Source organism: Pseudomonas sp. CBZ-4 (assembly GCF_000346755.1).
In the GTDB taxonomy this organism is placed as follows: domain Bacteria; phylum Pseudomonadota; class Gammaproteobacteria; order Pseudomonadales; family Pseudomonadaceae; genus Aquipseudomonas.
This window is the reverse complement of the sequence record NZ_ANNV01000020.1, coordinates 24811-41925: the sequence shown is the minus strand read 5'-3', so window position 1 is coordinate 41925 and position 17115 is coordinate 24811. Positions and strand designations below refer to the sequence as shown.

Annotated in this window: 15 protein-coding genes; 9 read left to right on the top strand and 6 right to left on the bottom strand. The window is 61.9% G+C overall.

What is annotated here, in order from left to right; all coding sequences use genetic code 11:
* Positions 1-78 precede the first annotated feature (78 nt).
* Positions 79-888, bottom strand: coding sequence for a UDP-2,3-diacylglucosamine diphosphatase (locus B348_RS0102905; protein ID WP_017734664.1), 810 nt, complete (start codon positions 886-888; stop codon positions 79-81).
* A 137-nt stretch (positions 889-1025) separates the two neighbouring features.
* Between B348_RS0102905 and B348_RS0102900 the strand changes: the two genes are divergently transcribed.
* From B348_RS0102900 to B348_RS0102890, 3 genes are all read left to right on the top strand, one after another.
* A complete protein-coding gene (locus B348_RS0102900; protein ID WP_017734663.1) occupies positions 1026-1772 on the top strand; it encodes an AraC family transcriptional regulator in 747 nt (248 codons plus the stop codon).
* Between the two features lie 100 nt (positions 1773-1872).
* On the top strand, positions 1873-2757 hold the full coding sequence (locus tag B348_RS0102895) for a DMT family transporter (RefSeq protein WP_017734662.1): 885 nt from the start codon (positions 1873-1875) through the stop codon (positions 2755-2757).
* A gap of 128 nt (positions 2758-2885) precedes the next feature.
* Entirely contained in the window at positions 2886-3167 is a 282-nt protein-coding gene (locus B348_RS0102890) for a hypothetical protein (RefSeq protein WP_017734661.1), read from the top strand.
* Positions 3168-3204: 37 nt separating this feature from the next.
* On the opposite strand, the gene B348_RS0102885 is transcribed toward B348_RS0102890, so the two are convergent.
* Positions 3205-3492 (bottom strand): SelT/SelW/SelH family protein, encoded by a 288-nt coding sequence (locus B348_RS0102885; RefSeq protein ID WP_017734660.1) that lies wholly within the window; start codon positions 3490-3492, stop codon positions 3205-3207.
* A gap of 84 nt (positions 3493-3576) precedes the next feature.
* On the opposite strand from B348_RS0102885, the gene B348_RS0102880 reads away from it, so the two are divergent.
* The gene (locus B348_RS0102880) at positions 3577-5766 is read left to right on the top strand and encodes a patatin-like phospholipase family protein (protein ID WP_017734659.1); all 2190 of its coding nucleotides are present in this window, start codon (positions 3577-3579) and stop codon (positions 5764-5766) included.
* A gap of 140 nt (positions 5767-5906) precedes the next feature.
* Here the strand turns inward: B348_RS0102880 and B348_RS0102875 are convergent, their stop codons facing one another.
* Both B348_RS0102875 and recQ read right to left on the bottom strand, forming a co-directional pair.
* Positions 5907-6341, bottom strand: coding sequence for a MarR family transcriptional regulator (locus B348_RS0102875; protein WP_017734658.1), 435 nt, complete (start codon positions 6339-6341; stop codon positions 5907-5909).
* Positions 6342-6462: 121 nt separating this feature from the next.
* Positions 6463-8589, bottom strand: a complete 2127-nt coding sequence (recQ, locus tag B348_RS0102870; RefSeq protein WP_017734657.1) for a DNA helicase RecQ — start codon at positions 8587-8589, stop codon at positions 6463-6465.
* 276 nt (positions 8590-8865) lie between these two features.
* On the opposite strand from recQ, the gene B348_RS0102865 reads away from it, so the two are divergent.
* The 3 genes from B348_RS0102865 (at position 8866) to B348_RS0102855 (ending at position 13448) form a co-directional block, all read left to right on the top strand.
* Complete coding sequence (locus tag B348_RS0102865; RefSeq protein ID WP_017734656.1) at positions 8866-9453, top strand: YecA family protein; 588 nt, start codon at positions 8866-8868, stop codon at positions 9451-9453.
* Positions 9454-9473: 20 nt separating this feature from the next.
* Positions 9474-9857, top strand: a complete 384-nt coding sequence (locus B348_RS0102860) for a YbaN family protein (protein WP_017734655.1) — start codon at positions 9474-9476, stop codon at positions 9855-9857.
* 120 nt (positions 9858-9977) lie between these two features.
* Entirely contained in the window at positions 9978-13448 is a 3471-nt protein-coding gene (locus tag B348_RS0102855; protein WP_017734654.1) for a PAS domain-containing hybrid sensor histidine kinase/response regulator, read from the top strand.
* A 122-nt stretch (positions 13449-13570) separates the two neighbouring features.
* Here the strand turns inward: B348_RS0102855 and rmuC are convergent, their stop codons facing one another.
* Together rmuC and B348_RS01000000129660 are read right to left on the bottom strand one after the other, a co-directional pair.
* Complete coding sequence (rmuC, locus tag B348_RS0102850) at positions 13571-15049, bottom strand: DNA recombination protein RmuC (RefSeq protein ID WP_017734653.1); 1479 nt, start codon at positions 15047-15049, stop codon at positions 13571-13573.
* Positions 15050-15110: 61 nt separating this feature from the next.
* Positions 15111-15434, bottom strand: coding sequence for a hypothetical protein (locus B348_RS01000000129660; protein WP_032864680.1), 324 nt, complete (start codon positions 15432-15434; stop codon positions 15111-15113).
* Between the two features lie 456 nt (positions 15435-15890).
* Between B348_RS01000000129660 and B348_RS0102840 the strand changes: the two genes are divergently transcribed.
* Both B348_RS0102840 and B348_RS0102835 read left to right on the top strand, forming a co-directional pair.
* Positions 15891-16196, top strand: a complete 306-nt coding sequence (locus tag B348_RS0102840) for a hypothetical protein (RefSeq protein ID WP_026136510.1) — start codon at positions 15891-15893, stop codon at positions 16194-16196.
* A 443-nt stretch (positions 16197-16639) separates the two neighbouring features.
* Complete coding sequence (locus B348_RS0102835; RefSeq protein WP_005790139.1) at positions 16640-16864, top strand: hypothetical protein; 225 nt, start codon at positions 16640-16642, stop codon at positions 16862-16864.
* Positions 16865-17115: the final 251 nt, after the last annotated feature.

The window sequence follows — 17115 nt, the reverse complement described above, 5'->3', positions numbered from 1 at the left end:
GTGTCAGCCCCACATTTTGCACTGATAGACCGCTATCGCAGGCAAGCCAGCTCCCACATTTGGACCGAGGACAACCTTTCAGCCAGCAACCATCTCCGCCTTGAGCTGCGCTTCCTTCGCCTGCGCATCCGCCAACCGATACAACTCGATCTGCCCATCCCAGTGCTCGATCAACGCCGTGCACGACTCCACCCAATCCCCGCAATTGAGGTAATCCACCTCGCCCACCTTGCGAATCTCCGCATGGTGAATGTGCCCGCACACCACGCCGTGCAGCTCGCGCTTGGTCACTTCGTGGGCGATGGCTTCTTCGAAATCGCTGATAAAACTCACCGCCGTCTTCACCTTGTGCTTCAGATACGCCGACAGCGACCAGTAGCCGTAGCCGTACCGCGCGCGCCAGTGATTGAGCCAGCGGTTCAGGGTGAGGGTGAATTCGTAGGCCGAATCGCCAAGGAACGCCAGCCAACGGTGATAGCGAGTGATCACATCGAATTGGTCGCCATGAATCACCAGCAGGTGCCGACCGTCCGCCGTCACATGCACCGCTTCGTCGACCAACTGGATATTGCCGAGGATCAGCTTGGAATAACGGCGCAGGAATTCGTCGTGGTTGCCGGTGACATAGATCACCTCGGTGCCGCGCTTGGCCATGGTCAGCAGGCGGCGGATCACGTTGGTGTGGGCCTGGGGCCAATACATGCCGCCGCGCAGTTTCCAGCCATCGATGATGTCACCCACCAGGTAGATCTTGTCGGCGTGGTAGCCCTTGAGGAATTGCGACAAATGTTCGGCCTGGCAATCCCGGGTGCCCAGGTGCACATCGGAAATCCACAGGGTACGCACCCGTTGCTTGCGGCTGGGCTTGGTCAACTCGGCACTGGTCATGGGCATCCCTCGACGCTGTTTTTGCGAGCTTGCGCCAAGGCGATTAATAGCCCATGACAACGGTGCGTCAGTCTGATGACAGCGCCCAGCAGGCACGAAGCGTTGTAGACTGCGACAGCCTGCCCCAGGAGACCGCGATGAGACCAATCCTCACGCTACGCCATTACACCCAAGCGCCCATCGACCACAGCCATGACCATGCGCAGCTGGTGTTCGGCCTGTCCGGGCACCTGGACTTCGAGGTCGAGGGCCGTGGCAGCCAGGTGCGCGAAAGCAGCGTGATGGTGCTGCCCTACTCTGCCCACCACGTCTGCGACAGCCGCGATGGCAGCCGCTGCCTGGTGCTGGACGTGCCCACCGAACACTGGGTGCTGCAATCGCTGGGGGAGCATGCGGATGCCAGTCGCCGCTTGCTCGATCAACCGACGCGCCTGGCCCTGGACGCGCGGCAACACCAGTTGGTGCAGTGGCTGGCGCACAGCCCGGTGAACGACCCGCTGATCGTGCAACAAGGCGCGGTGCTGCTGCTCGCCAGCCTCAACCATCAGCAAGAGCCCCTGCCGGGCAAACGCCTGCCGTATGCCGCGTTCAATGCGCACATCGAGCGCCACGTCGCCCACCCGCTACAGGTCGCCGACCTCGCGCGCATCGCCGACCTGTCGCCGGCGCGCCTGCATGCACGGTTCATAGCCGAATGCGGGCAGACACCCATGGACTACATCCGCAGCCGTCGCCTGCACATGGCCCTCGACCTGCTGCGCCGCACACCGCTGCCCATCGGTGAAATCGCCGAGCGCGTCGGCTATAGCTCGCAAAGCGCCTTCGCCGCCGCGATGCTGCGGGAATTCGGCGCCTCCCCTGGTCAGTTGCGGCGCGCACCGTAGCAAGAGTCCCGCGACAAACAGCGCGAGCCCGACGACAGACACCCAGGCCTGCCACCCTCTAGACTGGGTTTTTCGTCACCCCGTATGGTCAAGGATTGCAATGACTCCCCGTTCAGCCCTCGGCGCCCTGCATATCGGCGCATTGATGTTTGGCCTCACCGGCGTATTCGGCAAGCTGGCGGCCGCCTCGCCGACCATCATCGTGTTTGGTCGCGCCGCGTTTGCCGTGCTCGCCCTGGCGGTGTTCGCACGCTTTGCCAGCAATGCCCCCTGGAAAAAACTGCAAAGCCGCGACTGGCGCCGGCTGCTGGTCAGCGGCGTATTGCTGGCGGCGCATTGGGTGACGTTCTTTATGGCCGTCAAGGTGGGTGGTGTGGCGGTCGCGACCCTGGGCTTTACCGCGTTCCCGGCGTTTACCGTGATCCTCGAAGGGTTGATTTTCCGCGAGCGCATCCGCGCCAACGAAGTGCTGCTGGTGGTGTTGGTCAGCATCGGCCTGGTGCTGGTCACCCCAGACTTCAATCTGGCCAGCGAAGCCACCGGCGGCCTGTTGTGGGGCATCGCCTCGGGGCTGCTGTTCTCCTTGTTGTCGCTGAACAATCGCGCCAGCTCCGGGAGGATTCCCGCCGTGCAGGCCGCGCTGTGCCAGAACGTGGTGGTCGCGGCGTTGCTGTTGCCGGTTGCGGCCCCCGGGCTGGCGGATGTGCGCGGCATGGACTGGTTGTGGATCGGCTTGCTGGGGGTGTTCTGCACCGGCCTGGCCCACAGCCTGTTTGTCGCCAGCCTGGCGGTGATCAACGCGCGTACCGCGTCGGTGGTGTTTGCCATGGAGCCGGTCTACGGCATCACCGTGGCCTGGCTGCTGTTCGCCGAAACCCCGACGCTGCGCATGCTCCTGGGCGGCGCGCTGATCATCGTCGCCATCGTGCTGTCCGGCCTGATGGGCAGCGCCAGCCAGGCCAAACAGCCGGCGGCAACGGCCTGATCTATACTCTGGCGATCCGCAACAGTCTGTCGTCGTTCAACGGATAAAGACTTCTCGACGACAGCCCTGACGTTTGAAGTTGCTGCAAGCGAGTGGTCACTCCATTAACGCTATGCAGGGGTTTCATCATGGAAACACTTATCAGCTTGCTGGTGCAGATCATCAGCGGTGCCGTCGGCGGCAACCTGGCCGGCATGACCAAGCAGAGCCTGGGGACCGGGCTCAACACCTTTCTCGGCGGTGTGGGCGGCCTGGTCCTGGGGCAGGTCATTGCGCAGTTCACCGGCACAGCCGACGGCGCGGCACTGGACGTGGCGGCGGTGGGCACCAACATTGCCGGTGGTGGCCTCGGCGGCCTGGTGCTGACGTGGGTTGTCGGGTTCATCAAGCAGAAGATGGCCGCCAAGTAGCCACGTCCTGGTCACCGTTCCCCTGGAGCGGTGACCTTCACGGCGTGCGGTCGTTGTGCCCGAGGTCGCGCTGCGGGTCGATCTGATCACGCACCCGCTGCTTGAGCACCTTGGCTTCCGGGAAGCCGCCATCCCCTTTGCGCTCCCAGATCTGCACGCCATCGCAGGTGATGCGAAACGCACCGCCGGTGGCCGGTTCCAGCGACACTTTGCCCAGGTCATCCGCAAACGTGCTGAGCAGCTCCTGGGCCAGCCACGCCGCGCGCAGCAGCCACTGACACTGGGTGCAATAGGTGATGACAATCTCGGGCTTGCTCGTGGACATAACTTGATAGGCTCCAGGGGTAACGGGCTCGGCGGATCGGGTGGCTATAATACCGGCCTTTATCGCCAAGCCTTGAGATTCATGATGCGCCGCCTGCTGTCCTGCCTGTTGCTGTGCCTGCTGCCCCTCCTCGCCCAAGCCGTCGAAACCCCACGTCCGAAAATCGGCCTGGTGCTCTCCGGCGGCGCCGCCCGTGGCCTGTCGCATATCGGCGTGCTCAAGGCGCTGGAGGAGCAAGGCATCCATATCGATGCGATTGCCGGCACCAGCATGGGCGCGGTGATTGGCGGGCTGTATGCGTCGGGCTACAAGATCGACGAGCTGGAAAAACTGGCGCTGAGCATCGACTGGCAACAGGCACTGTCCGACGCGCCGCCACGGGAAGACGTGCCGTTTCGACGCAAACAGGATGACCGCGACTTCCTGGTCAAACAAAAGCTGAGCTTTCGCGACGATGGCAGCCTGGGTTTGCCACTGGGCGTGATCCAGGGCCAGAACCTCGCGCTGCTGCTGGAAAGCATGTTCGCCCACAGCAGTAACACGCGCAATTTCGACAAGCTGCCGATCCCGTTCCGCGCGGTGGCCACCGACATCACCACCGGCGAAAAGGTGGTGTTCAGCAAGGGCCACCTGCCCCAGGTGATCCGCGCCAGCATGTCGATCCCCGCTGTGTTTGCCCCAGTGGAGCTGGACGGCCGCCTGCTGGTGGACGGCGGCATGACCGACAATATCCCGCTGGACGTGGCGCGGGAGATGGGCGTGGACATCGCCATCGTCGTGGACATCGGCACCCCACTGCGTTCGCGCAAACAACTGGCGACGGTGGTGGACGTGCTCAACCAGTCCATCACCCTGATGACGCGCCGCAATTCCGAGGAACAACTCAAGGCCCTGCACCCCAAGGACGTGCTGATCCAGCCACCCCTGGCGGCCTTTGGCGTGACCGACTTTGGCCGCGCCAAAGAGATGATCGACGCCGGCTACCGCGCCACCCGCGCCCTCGACCTGCGCCTGGCCCACCTGCGCCCCGCAGAGCCGGTCGACCCGCAACTGGTGGCGGCGCGTACACCGGGCGAGCGCACGCCGGTGATCACCGCGATCACCGTGGAGAACGATTCGAAAGTCAGCGAAGACGTGATCCGCTACTACATCCGCCAACCCCTGGGCGAACCGCTGAACCTGGGGCGCCTGCAAACCGATATGGGCACCTTGTACGGCCTGGATTACTTCGAGCAGGTGCAATACCGCGTGATCAAGAAAGGCCAGGACAACACCCTGGTCATCAGCGCACGGGGCAAGCGCAGCGGCACCGATTACCTGCGCCTGGGCCTGAACCTGTCCGACGACATGCGTGGCGACAGCGCCTTCAACCTCGGCGCCAGCTACCGCATGAACGGCATCAACCGCCTGGGGGCCGAATGGCTGACGCGGGTACAGATCGGCGATCGCCAAGAGCTGTACAGCGAGTTCTACCAACCGATGGACACCGGCTCGCGGTACTTCGTCGCACCTTATATCAGGGCCCAGGCGCAGAACGTCGAGCTGATCCTGGACAACGATCCCATCTCTGAATACCGCCTGGAACGCTACGGTTTCGGCTTGAACGTCGGACGGCAGATCGGCAACAGCGGCGAAATCCGCTTCGGTGTCGGTGAGGCCTGGGGCAAGGCGGATGTGCGCATCGGTGATCGCGACCTGCCGAGCGTGAGCTTCAGTGAAGGCTTCTACGAGTTGAAGTACTCCTTCGACTCCCTCGATAACGTGTACTTCCCCCACACCGGCGAAGACATCGGCCTGGCCTACCGCGAATTCGAACCGGGGCTGGGCTCTGACCAACGCTACCGGCAGTGGGAGTTCAAACTGGACAAGGCCATGAGCAATGGCCCGGATACGCTGGTGCTGGGCGGTCGTTACGGGCGCACGCTGGATAAGTCTGACGTGGTGATTTCCAGCTTCCTGCTGGGTGGTGCGCGGCAGCTGTCAGGCTTTCGCGAGGATGCGATTTCCGGGCAGAACGTCAGCCTGATGCGGGCGGTGTACTACCGCCGGCTGACGCCGCGCTCGTACTTGCCGCTGGATTTCCCGCTGTACCTGGGGGCGTCGCTGGAGCGGGGCCGGGCGTGGAACAACGATAACGAGTTCGACAGCGGGTACATCAACGCGGCGAGTATTTTCCTGGGGTTCGATACGCCGTTGGGGCCGCTGAATTTCAGCTATGGGTTTAACGATGACAATCAGAAGGCGGTGTATTTGAACCTGGGCCAAACCTTCTGACACAGCATGTGTGGGAGCTGTTTTCTGTGGGAGCTGGCTTGCCTGCGATGGCATCACCACAGTTTAACTGGCAGACCGAGGTGCCTGCATCGCAGGCAAGCCAGCTCCCACACAAGCCAGCCCCCACCTATCGTCCAGGATCAGGACTTTTCCAGATTCGCCAGGATGTGCCCATGCACGCGCATGCACACCTTCATATCCTCTTCATCCACACCGACAAACAGCTCATGCCGCAACGCCGTGGCGATGGTTTCGATCTGATCGATCAGCGGGCGGGCCGTGTCGCACAGCAGGATGCGCTTGGCGCGGCGGTCTTCCACCACGGCCTGGCGTTGCACCAGGCCCTGGCTTTCGAGGCTGTCAAGCAAACGTGCGAGCGTTGGCCCTTCAACGCCGACACTTTGTGCCAGCTCACGTTGGGTAGGCGCTTCTTCAAAACGCGCCAGGTGCAACAGCACCAACCAGCGCGCCTGGGACAAGCCCAGCCCCGCCAGGCGGCGATCCAGCTCGGCGCGCCAACCTCGGGACATTTGCGCCAACTGCATGCCAAAACGGTGTTGATCGGTTAACGGCATAAAAAACTCATGATTTAGACTGAAAACAAAGTGTGGCTAATTATTAGTCAGCTAAGCATGAGCCCTGCCAGTAGGCAAGAGGTGCTATGTACTGATTCGTTACATTGTCGTAATTGACGCACTAAATTTCGAATTCGGACTGCAAAGCAGCCCGTACGCAGTACAAAACGCCCTCAGGCACCCGCCCGGTGAACAATGGCGCGATCTCCGCAACCGGCGGCAGTTCGCCCTCGCCGTCGAGGAATGCATCCTGGATTTCACCCAGCAAGTCTTCCGGCAAATCGAGGGCCTGCTCCAGCGACAGCTGCTGTGCGCCGATGGACTCGGCCAGCAAGGTATAGACGTTTTTCTCCGAACATTGCAGTTGGCCGGCGATCTGGATCGGCGTCATGCCCGCACGCGCCAGGCTGATCAGCTCGTGGCGGATATCGGCGACTTCCTTCGGCGCTTCGGCCTGGCCGCCAAGGACTTCGAGGAAGGCCTGGCCATAACGTTCCAGCTTGCGTGCACCCACGCCGCTGACCCGGGCCATTTCCGACATCGTCGTCGGCTGCTCGCGCAGCATTTCCAGCAACGTGGAGTCGGGGAAGATGACGTACGGCGGCACGCTGTGTTCCTGGGCCAGTTTGCGCCGCAGGGTGCGCAAGGCTTCCCACTGTTCGCGTTCTTCGCCACGGACCAGTTGGCTGGCCTGGCTGGTGCTGGTCTTGGCGGTGGTTTGCGGCTTGAGGTCGCGGCGCAGCTCCAGACTAACCTCGCCCTTGAGCAACGGCCGGCAGCTGTCGTTCAGGCGCAGGCCGCCATAACCCTCGATATCGATGTCCACCAGGCCACGCGCAACCATCTGTCGGAACAGCGAGCGCCATTCGCCTTCGGCGCGGGCCTTGCCGACGCCGTAGACCGAGAGTTTCTCGTGGCCGAAGCTGCGCACCTTCTCGTTGTCCTTGCCCAGCAATACATCCACCAGGTGGCCGACGCCGTAGCGCTGGCCGGTGCGGTAAATGGCCGACAGGCCCTGGCGCGCGGGTTCGGTGGCATCCCAGGTCTGCACGCCATCGGTGCAGTTGTCACAGTGGCCGCAGGGCTCGGGCATGTCTTCGTCGAAATACGCGAGCAGGGTCTGGCGGCGGCAGCGTGTCTCTTCGCACAACGAGAGCATGGCATCCAGCTTGTGCTGCTCCAGGCGCTTGTGGCGCTCGTCGCCTTCGGAGTTTTGCAGCATCTGCTTGAGCATCACCACGTCTTGCAGGCCGTAGACCATCCACGCATCCGCCGGCAGGCCATCACGGCCGGCGCGGCCGGTTTCCTGGTAATACGCCTCAAGGGACTTGGGCAGGTCCATGTGCGCCACAAAGCGCACGTTGGATTTGTCGATGCCCATGCCAAATGCAATGGTAGCGACCATGATCAGGCCTTCCTCGTTGAGGAAGCGCTTCTGGTGCGCCGAACGCGTTTCATTGGGCAGGCCGGCGTGATACGGCAGCGCCGGGTAGCCTTGCTCGCAGAGGAACGCGGCGACTTCATCGACTTTCTTGCGCGACAGGCAATAGACGATCCCCGCATCGCTGCGCCGCTCCGACAGGAACGCGAGCAACTGCTTGCGCGGCTGCTCCTTGGGCACGATGCGGTAGAAGATATTCGGCCGGTCGAAGCTCGACAGGAAGCGCTCGGCGTTCTGCAAATGCAGGCGTTCGACGATTTCTTCACGGGTGCGCTTGTCGGCGGTGGCGGTCAGGGCGATGCGCGGTACGTCGGGGAACAACTCGGCCAGTTGCCCCAGTTGCAGGTACTCGCGGCGGAAATCGTGACCCCATTGCGACACACAGTGGGCCTCGTCGATCGCGAACAGGGCGATTTCCAGGCTCTGCAGGAACGCCAGCATGCGCGGCTGCACCAGGCGCTCGGGCGCCAGGTACAGCATCTTCACTTCGCCGCGCTTGATCCGCGCGGCCAGGTCGCGCTGCTGCTCGGCGCTGAGGGTGGAGTTCAGGGATGCTGCGGCGACGCCCAGTTCTTCAAGGGTCGCGACCTGATCGTCCATCAACGCGATCAGCGGTGACACCACCACCGCCAGGCCATTGCGCAGCAGCGCCGGCACCTGGAAGCACAGCGACTTGCCGCCGCCGGTAGGCATCAAGACCAGTGCATCGCCGCCACTGGCCACGCGCTCAATGATCGCACCCTGGCGGCCACGAAAACTGTCGTAGCCGAAGATGTCCTTGAGGACGCGTTGAGCCTGCTCGAGCATGTAAAACTCCAAAATATCGCCGAAATCCCTCTGTACAGGCTGGCCGAAAAAACCCGGTCTCACGGAAAATAATCCGTAAGCGAAGTTTTCGCGGGTTGGCGCTTGGCCTGCAGGGGCATCACAAAACGCGGCAGTATACCCGAGCAGCACCCGGCAAAGGGCGCGGCTGACGAATAGCGATGGCTATCTAAAACCTGGCAAATATGCAGTGTGGCTGGCCTGGGCGCTCAAGAAAGCCTAGAATTCAGCATCGTTTATTCCCAAGGTAGTCCTTCAATGTCCTTCGCTGAGCAACTAACCCGCCTGCAAGCCTTCCTCGACGCCGATGAGCTGCATGACGAGGCGCTGGACTACGTGGCCGCCCACGGCTACCTGACCGCCCTGTCCATCTGTTCCGAAGAAGTACCGGATCGTGAGTGGATCGATGCCCTGTTCGCCGAAGAGCCGCACTATGCGGACGCCGCCCAGCGCGAAGAAATCGAATCGACCCTGATCGCCCTCAAAGCCCACATCGGTCGCCAACTGGCCTCCGACGAGGAATTCGAGCTGCCATGCGACCTCGACCTGGGCGAAGAGCCGGACGACTCCGACCTGCGCGGCTGGTGCATCGGCTTCATGGAAGGCGTGTTCCTGCGTGAAGCCGCCTGGTTCGAAACCGCCGAGGAAGAAGTCAGCGAAATGCTGCTGCCGATCATGGTCGGTTCGGGCCTGTTCGACGACCAGCCAGAGTTCGCCGACATCGCCTCCGACGCCAACCTGATGGACGACATGATCGTCCAGATCCCGGAAGCCCTGACTGCCTTGTACCTGCTGTGCAACGCCCCTGACGAAAAACCGGCGATCCTCAAGCCACGTCACCACTGAGTCGCGTGCCCGTGACACCCATGGGCAACCGCTCGCCGCTCCTGCGTTACGCACTGCTGGCCATCGGCTGGCTGAGCGTAGCGCTGGGAGTGATCGGCATTTTCCTGCCGGTATTGCCGACCACACCTTTCCTGCTCCTCGCCGCCGCCTGCTTCGCCCGCAGCTCCCCGCGCTTCTACCACTGGCTGGTGGAACACCCGCGCCTGGGCCCGTGGATTCGCGACTACCTGGACGGCCATGGCATCCCCCTCAAAGGCAAGGTCTACGCCATCGGCTTGATGTGGTTGAGCATCGGCCTGTCCTGCTACCTGGTGCCGCTGCCGTGGGCGCGAGGGTTCATGCTGACCAGCGCCGTACTCGTGACTATCTATATCCTGCGCCAGAAGACCCTGCCGCCGCGCTAAATGCGAGCCTGCGACATTCCCCCTCACGCGACCTTGGTCGACACTGACTAACCCCCTGCATCGTGCGAAACTGCCCCACCGGGCCTGGAATGCCTGGGTGTTCTTCTGCTCGGAGTTACCATGACGCTGTCCAGCGGGCTGATCGCCGCCGTTGCCCTGGCCTATATGGCCATTATGTTTGCCATCGCCTTCTACGGTGACCGCCGCCGCGCGCCGCTGCCGCCACGTGTGCGCGCCTGGGTGTACAGCTTGTCACTGGCGGTCTACTGCACCAGTTGGACCTTCTTCGGCGCTGTCGGCCAAGCTGCCGAACAACTGTGGGCGTTTTTACCGATCTACCTGGGACCGGTGCTGCTGCTGGTGTTGGCACCCTGGGTATTGCAAAAGATGATCCTGATCAGCAAGCAGGAAAACATCACCTCCATCGCCGACTTTATCGCCGCACGCTACGGCAAATCCCAGTCCCTGGCGGTGGTGGTCGCGCTGATCTGCCTGGTCGGCGTACTGCCCTACATCGCCCTGCAACTCAAAGGCATCGTGCTCGGCGTGAACCTGCTGATCGGCGCCGGCGCAGACACCACCGGCACCCGCGCCCAGGACACGGCATTGATCGTGTCGCTGGTGCTGGCGCTGTTCACCATTGTCTTCGGTACCCGCAACCTCGACGCCACCGAACACCACCGTGGCATGGTGCTGGCGATCGCGTTTGAATCGCTGGTCAAGCTCTTCGCTTTTCTCGCCGTCGGCGCGTTTGTGACCTACGGCCTCTACGACGGTTTCGGCGACCTGTTCAACCAGGCGATGCTCGCGCCGCGCCTGGAGGAATACTGGAAAGAAACCGTCAACTGGCCGTCGATGGTGGTGCAGACCGGCGTGGCCATGATGGCGATCATCTGCCTGCCCCGGCAGTTCCACGTGACGGTGGTGGAGAACATCGACCCCCAGGACCTGCGCCTGGCCAAATGGGTATTCCCGGCCTACCTGATTCTCGCCGCGTTGTTCGTCATCCCTATCGCCCTCGGCGGCAAGATGCTGCTGCCCGGCTCGGTGCTGCCGGATTCCTACGTGATCAGCCTGCCGATGGCCGAAGCCCATCCGGCCCTCGCCGTGCTGGCGTTTATCGGCGGCGCGTCGGCGGCCACGGGCATGGTGATCGTGGCGAGCATCGCCCTGTCCACCATGGTTTCCAACGACATGCTGCTGCCCTGGCTGTTGCGCCGCTCCAGCGCCGAGCGGCCGTTCGAAGTGTTCCGCCACTGGATGCTGTCGGTGCGCCGGGTCAGCATTGTGATCATTCTGTTGCTGGCCTACGTGAGCTACCGCTTGCTGGGCTCCACCGCGAGCCTGGCGACCATCGGCCAGATCGCCTTCGCCGCCGTGACCCAACTGGCACCGGCCATGCTCGGCGCGCTGTACTGGAAACAAGCCAACCGGCGTGGCGTATTTGCCGGTTTGGCGGCGGGCACTTTCCTGTGGTTCTACACCCTGGTCCTACCGGTGACGGCGAAAAGTCTCGGTTGGTCCTTGAGCCTTTTCCCTGGCCTGACGTGGATGCATTCCCACCCGTTCGGCTTGTCGGTGACCTCGCTGACCCTGGGTACCGTGCTCTCCCTGGCGGGCAACTTCACCCTGTTCGTCTGGGTGTCGATGTTGTCGCGCACACGGGTGTCCGAGCATTGGCAGGCGGGACGTTTTATTGGCCAGGAAATCAGCCAGCGGGCCAGTGCGCGGTCGATGCTGTCGGTGCAGATCAGCGATCTGCTGAGCCTGGCGGCGCGGTTTGTCGGTGAAGAGCGCGCCCAGCAGAGCTTTATCCGTTTCGCCTACCGCCAGGGCAAGGGTTTCAACCCCAACCAGAATGCGGACAACGATTGGATCGCCCACACCGAACGCCTGCTGGCCGGCGTGCTTGGCGCATCGTCCACGCGGGCCGTGGTTAAAGCCGCAATTGAAGGTAGGGAAATGCAGCTGGAGGACGTCGTAAGGATCGCCGACGAAGCCTCCGAGGTGCTGCAATTCAACCGGGCGCTGTTGCAAGGCGCGATTGAAAACATCACCCAGGGCATCAGCGTGGTGGACCAGTCCCTCAAGCTAGTGGCGTGGAACCGCCGTTACCTGGAGCTGTTCAACTACCCGGAAGGCTTGATCAGCGTCGGCCGGCCGATTGCCGACATCATTCGCTACAACGCCGAGCGCGGCCTGTGCGGGCCGGGCGAGGCGGAAGTGCACGTGGCGCGCCGCCTGCACTGGATGCGTCAGGGCCGCGCGCACACCTCCGAGCGCTTGTTCCCCAACGGACGGGTAATCGAGCTGATCGGTAACCCGATGCCGGGCGGCGGTTTTGTCATGAGTTTCACCGACATCACCGCCTTCCGCGAAGCCGAACAAGCGCTGACCGAGGCCAACGAAGGCCTGGAACAACGGGTGACCGAGCGCACCCATGAACTGTCGCAACTCAATGTGGCGCTCACCGATGCCAAGGGCGTGGCCGAGTCCGCCAGCCAATCGAAGACGCGCTTCCTCGCCGCAGTCAGCCATGACCTGATGCAACCGCTGAACGCCGCACGCCTGTTCTCCGCCGCCCTGTCCCACCAGAACGACGGCCTGTCCGGCGAAGCCCGGCAACTGGTGCAGCACCTGGACAGCTCGCTGCGCTCCGCCGAAGACCTGATCAGCGACTTGCTGGACATCTCGCGCCTGGAAAACGGCAAGATCAATCCGCAACGCCAGCCCTTCGCCCTCAATGACCTGTTCGACACCCTCGGCGCCGAATTCAAGGCCCTGGCCCAGGAACAAGGCTTGCGCTTCCGCCTGCGCGGCAGCCGCCTGCGGGTAGACAGTGACATCAAGCTGCTACGGCGGATCTTGCAGAATTTTCTCACCAACGCCTTCCGCTATGCCGACGGCCCGGTGCTGCTTGGCGTACGCCGGCGCAAGGGCGAGTTGTGCCTGGAGGTGTGGGACCGTGGCCCCGGCATTCCCGTAGACAAACAGAAAGTGATCTTCGAAGAATTCAAGCGCCTGGACAGCCACCAGACCCGCGCCGAAAAAGGCCTGGGCCTGGGCCTGGCGATTGCCGATGGCCTGTGCCGCGTCCTGGGCCACCGCTTGAGCGTGCGCTCATGGCCCGGCAAGGGCAGCGTGTTCAGCGTGCGCGTGCCATTGGCGCGCAACCAGGCGACCCCGCAGGTGAAGAGCGCGCAAGAAAGCGGCTTGCCATTGAGCGGCGCGCAAGTGCTGTGCGTGGATAACGAAGAAAGCATCCTGATCGGCATGCGCAGCCTGTTGAGCCGCTGGGGTTGCGAAGTGTGGACCGCCACCGACCAGGCGCAATGCGCGGCGTTGCTGGCCGACGGCGTGCGCCCGCAACTGGCCTTGGTGGATTACCACCTGGACCATGGCGAGACCGGTACCGAGTTGATGGGCTGGCTGCGCGCACAATTGGCGGAGCCGATTCCTGGCGTGGTGATCAGCGCCGATGCCCGGCCGGAGATGGTGGCCGAGGTGCATGCGGCGGGGCTGGATTACCTGGCCAAGCCGGTGAAGCCGGCGGCGTTGCGGGCGTTGCTGAGTCGGCATTTGCCGCTGTAGGTAGGCTTGGCACATATCCCTGTGGGAGCGGGCTTGCCCGCGATAGCGGTGGATCAGCTTGTATATGGGCTGCTGACACACCGCTATCGCAGGCAAGCCAGCTCCCACATTTTGCTCAGTGTTTATTCAGGGAGATGAGCTACGCCATCTGCATCGGTCATTGCCCGTTCCAGCAGATCTGCCGGCAGGCTTTTGCTGGCGCGCGCACCCAGCAACCTTAATTGCTCGGTACGACTGACCAGATTTCCGCGTCCATCTGTCAGCTTGTTCCGCGCCGCGCTGTAAGCCTTATCCAACTGCTGCAGACGATTGCCCACTTCATCCAGATCCTGGATAAACAACACGAACTTGTCGTACAGCCACCCGGCACGCTCGGCGATTTCCCGCGCGTTCTGGCTTTGCCGCTCCTGCTTCCACAGGCTGTCGATCACCCGCAGGGTGGCAAGTAACGTGGTCGGGCTGACGATCACGATATGGCGGTCGAACGCCTCCTGGAACAGGTTGGGCTCGGCCTGCAAAGCCGCGGAAAATGCTGCTTCGATCGGCACGAACAGCAACACGAAATCCAGGCTGTGCAAGCCTTCCAGGCGTTTGTAATCCTTGCCCGCCAGGCCTTTGACGTGGTTCCGCAAGGACAGGACGTGTTGCTTCAATGCCGCCTGGCCGATCACCTCATCATCCGCGCCCACATACTGTTGATAGGCAGTCAGGCTGACCTTGGAGTCGACCACCACCTGCTTGTCACCGGGCAACATGATCAACACGTCCGGCTGGAAGCGCTCGCCGTCCGGGCCTTTGAGGCTGACCTGGGTCTGGTACTCGCGGCCCTTCTCCAGACCGGCGTGTTCCAGCACGCGCTCGAGGATCAGCTCGCCCCAGTTGCCCTGAGTTTTCTGGCCCTTGAGGGCGCGGGTCAAGTTCGTGGCTTCGTCGGACAGACGCAGATTCAGTTGCTGTAGGCGTTCAAGCTCCTTGGCCAGGGAAAAGCGCTCGCGTGCCTCATTCTGGTAGCTCTCTTCCACGCGTTTTTCGAAGGACTGGATGCGCTCTTTCAGCGGATCGAGCAACTGCCCCAGGCGCTCCTGGCTGGTTTCGGCAAAGCGTTGTTCGCGCTCATCAAAGATCTTGCCGGCCAGCTCGGCGAACTGCGCCCGCAGCTCGTCGCGCGAGCCTTGCAGGTCGGTGAGGCGTTGTTGGTGGCTGTCCTGTTGCTCGCGCAGCTCGGCGCGCAGGGCGGCCGACAACGCGTCGAGGCGGCGCAGCTCGGTGTCCTTCGCGTTGCGGTCGAGGTTCCAGGCATGGGCGGCGTCGCGGGCGTTGTCGCGGTCGATCTGCAACAACTCGACTTCGCGGCGCACGGCAGCCAGGTCGGCTTGCTTGGCAGCATTGGCCTGGCTCAGGTCGCTGATTTCATCGCGGCTCGCGTCCAACTGGGCAGCCAGGCCTTCCTGGGCCATCTGTGCCGTGGCCAGACGCTCTTCGAGCAATTCCCAGCCGGTGGTGCGTGCGGTCAACCGCCGTTGCAGCTGCCAGCACAGAGCCAGTAGCGGCAATCCAGCGCCAGCGAGGCCCAGGGCAATACCTGTCCAGTCAAAAGCCATAGCCATTTCTGCCATCAGCGAAAAAGAGAGAGGTTAACGGAGCACAGGACCTGGCGACAGCTCAGTCTTCGACCTGGCCCAATTCACGCTGGGCACGCCGATCACCGGCGCGGGCGGCCAGGCGCAGCAGATCATGGCCGATGCGGCGGTCGCGCGCATTCCCGCATTCGCGGCACATCAACTGGCCCAGGCGGCTCTGCGCGGCCACGACACCGTCACGGGCAGGCTGCTTGAGCAAGCGCCCGGCAAAGTGTTTGACGTTGGTGCTGTGCCCCAGGCGAGGACTGTCGAGCAACCACAAGGCGACTTTCAAGGAAAAGCGCTTGGGTGCGGTAACAGTTTGGGGGGCGTCGGTAACAGAAGGTGATACTGAGCGAAACTTCATAAAGCACTGTGGGACAGAACGGAAGGCGCGCCACTCTACTCTTTTTTTCGCACAGGTAAAGCTGAAAAAACGCGGCACGCCCGTTCTAGAGCAAGCGCTCGGGACAATCCACAGAAGCTGTGGATAAGTCAGTGGACAACCCCACTTAAACTCACGCAAAGGCCCATGGAGCGGGGGCCGCAGTCAAACTGACGATTTTTTCACCAATTAAAAAAAGCCAGATTTTTCATTGACTTAAATTTCCATAACAGGCTAAAGGCATCCCTGCGAAGCCGTTGACAGGTTGGTTACACACATCGCAACTAATGTGCACAAGTACCCATCCGCTGGTTATATCGCCGGCTTTTTTAAAGCGCATGGCCGCAAAAATGTTACCGCCCCCGCGAATCGGCCACTTTTCAAATCCTGGCCAGCTCGCCACACTGCTCCACCGCTAGCGCAACGGTGAGTGAGCCGATGAAAGGGATATTGTTGTTCGCCGTGTTGCTACTGGCCATCTGTGCAACGTCGCTAGGGATCAATGCAGCGTTGCCCTCCCCCGACGGTGCGTTGTTTGCCATCGCCATTTTGTTATCAGCGGCCTTTACCGCCGTGAGCCTGTGCATCGAGCTGGGCGACGGTCGGATCAACGACATGCGCGACGTGATGAATGTGATCGAGGCCGGCCAATCACTGCGCCTGACACTGGCGGCCTATGCCCTGGGCTGCTCGCTGGCCGCAGCCGCCACGGTGCTGGTCTATCGCGGCTTGCTGGGAGGCTGATTGAAGTTTTTTGGCTGGCACACTTTCTTTCCTTGTTTCAATCCGTTACTATCCGCGGCGTTAGTACCAAGCTGAAAGTCAATTCTGGTCGAACAACTCCCCCGAACAACGCGGGATCGACCACCTCGATGGTTTCCAGGTATCACTTGCGACGACACTGCCTTTGCACAAGCAAAGGGTGACGCGAAGTCTTGATACTCTGACCGAACCAACCTGCAAATTGATCAGGATCTTCACCCCGGGCCCAGAACCTTTGCCCCTGTTGTGTTGCCTGCCCTCCTAAGTACCTACCTGCCAGCCCAAGCGCGCCTAACTTATCAGCGCTTCAAACTGGCTGCTTTGTTCCAGTCGGTTTCTTCGTTCGATCAATCGTGATCAACGTCGCTGGAACGTTTTAATACGGCACGGTTCTTATCCGTGTCATTTGTAGGAACACCAATAATATGAACGCTCAAATCCATACTCAGGATGCCATTCGCACCCTCACCAACGCTTTTGCACCAATGAACTGCCTGATCATGGCTGCTCGCAAAGGCTGCTTCAGCTTCACCCTGGTCAACGAACACGGCATCGCTCGTCACAGCGAACGCCTGTACCCCGATCAATACTCCAGCGCAGAACCGCTGCAGGCCGTGATCGAGCGTACCCGTCAGGCACTGACTGCCTGATCGACCCGAGTCGCTGAAACACCAAAAACCCTGTTTAAAACACAGGGTTTTTTATTGCCTGAAGTTTCTGCAATGCGCTTTCTTGCTCATTACGAATAGATATAAACGATATAACTAAATGAATAAGATGTTTTAAAAACAGTCCTTTACATCATGAATATGACACTACACTTCAACTCAAGCGGCATGATCCGCTTCCGGCAAGCCTGAGATCCGATCCATTGCTGCCAAGCCCCCCCCCCCGCTCTCAG

Excerpts from the sequence above, each read along its gene's own strand:
- B348_RS0102905 (WP_017734664.1), bottom strand. The coding sequence starts at position 888 with ATGACCAGTGCCGAGTTGACCAAGCCCAGCCGCAAGCAACGGGTGCGT.
- B348_RS0102900 (WP_017734663.1), top strand. The coding sequence starts at position 1,026 with ATGAGACCAATCCTCACGCTACGCCATTACACCCAAGCGCCCATCGAC.
- B348_RS0102895 (WP_017734662.1), top strand. The coding sequence starts at position 1,873 with ATGACTCCCCGTTCAGCCCTCGGCGCCCTGCATATCGGCGCATTGATG.
- B348_RS0102890 (WP_017734661.1), top strand. The coding sequence starts at position 2,886 with ATGGAAACACTTATCAGCTTGCTGGTGCAGATCATCAGCGGTGCCGTC.
- B348_RS0102885 (WP_017734660.1), bottom strand. The coding sequence starts at position 3,492 with ATGTCCACGAGCAAGCCCGAGATTGTCATCACCTATTGCACCCAGTGT.
- B348_RS0102880 (WP_017734659.1), top strand. The coding sequence starts at position 3,577 with ATGCGCCGCCTGCTGTCCTGCCTGTTGCTGTGCCTGCTGCCCCTCCTC.
- B348_RS0102875 (WP_017734658.1), bottom strand. The coding sequence starts at position 6,341 with ATGCCGTTAACCGATCAACACCGTTTTGGCATGCAGTTGGCGCAAATG.
- recQ (WP_017734657.1), bottom strand. The coding sequence starts at position 8,589 with ATGCTCGAGCAGGCTCAACGCGTCCTCAAGGACATCTTCGGCTACGAC.
- B348_RS0102865 (WP_017734656.1), top strand. The coding sequence starts at position 8,866 with ATGTCCTTCGCTGAGCAACTAACCCGCCTGCAAGCCTTCCTCGACGCC.
- B348_RS0102860 (WP_017734655.1), top strand. The coding sequence starts at position 9,474 with ATGGGCAACCGCTCGCCGCTCCTGCGTTACGCACTGCTGGCCATCGGC.
- B348_RS0102855 (WP_017734654.1), top strand. The coding sequence starts at position 9,978 with ATGACGCTGTCCAGCGGGCTGATCGCCGCCGTTGCCCTGGCCTATATG.
- rmuC (WP_017734653.1), bottom strand. The coding sequence starts at position 15,049 with ATGGCTTTTGACTGGACAGGTATTGCCCTGGGCCTCGCTGGCGCTGGA.
- B348_RS01000000129660 (WP_032864680.1), bottom strand. The coding sequence starts at position 15,434 with ATGAAGTTTCGCTCAGTATCACCTTCTGTTACCGACGCCCCCCAAACT.
- B348_RS0102840 (WP_026136510.1), top strand. The coding sequence starts at position 15,891 with ATGAAAGGGATATTGTTGTTCGCCGTGTTGCTACTGGCCATCTGTGCA.
- B348_RS0102835 (WP_005790139.1), top strand. The coding sequence starts at position 16,640 with ATGAACGCTCAAATCCATACTCAGGATGCCATTCGCACCCTCACCAAC.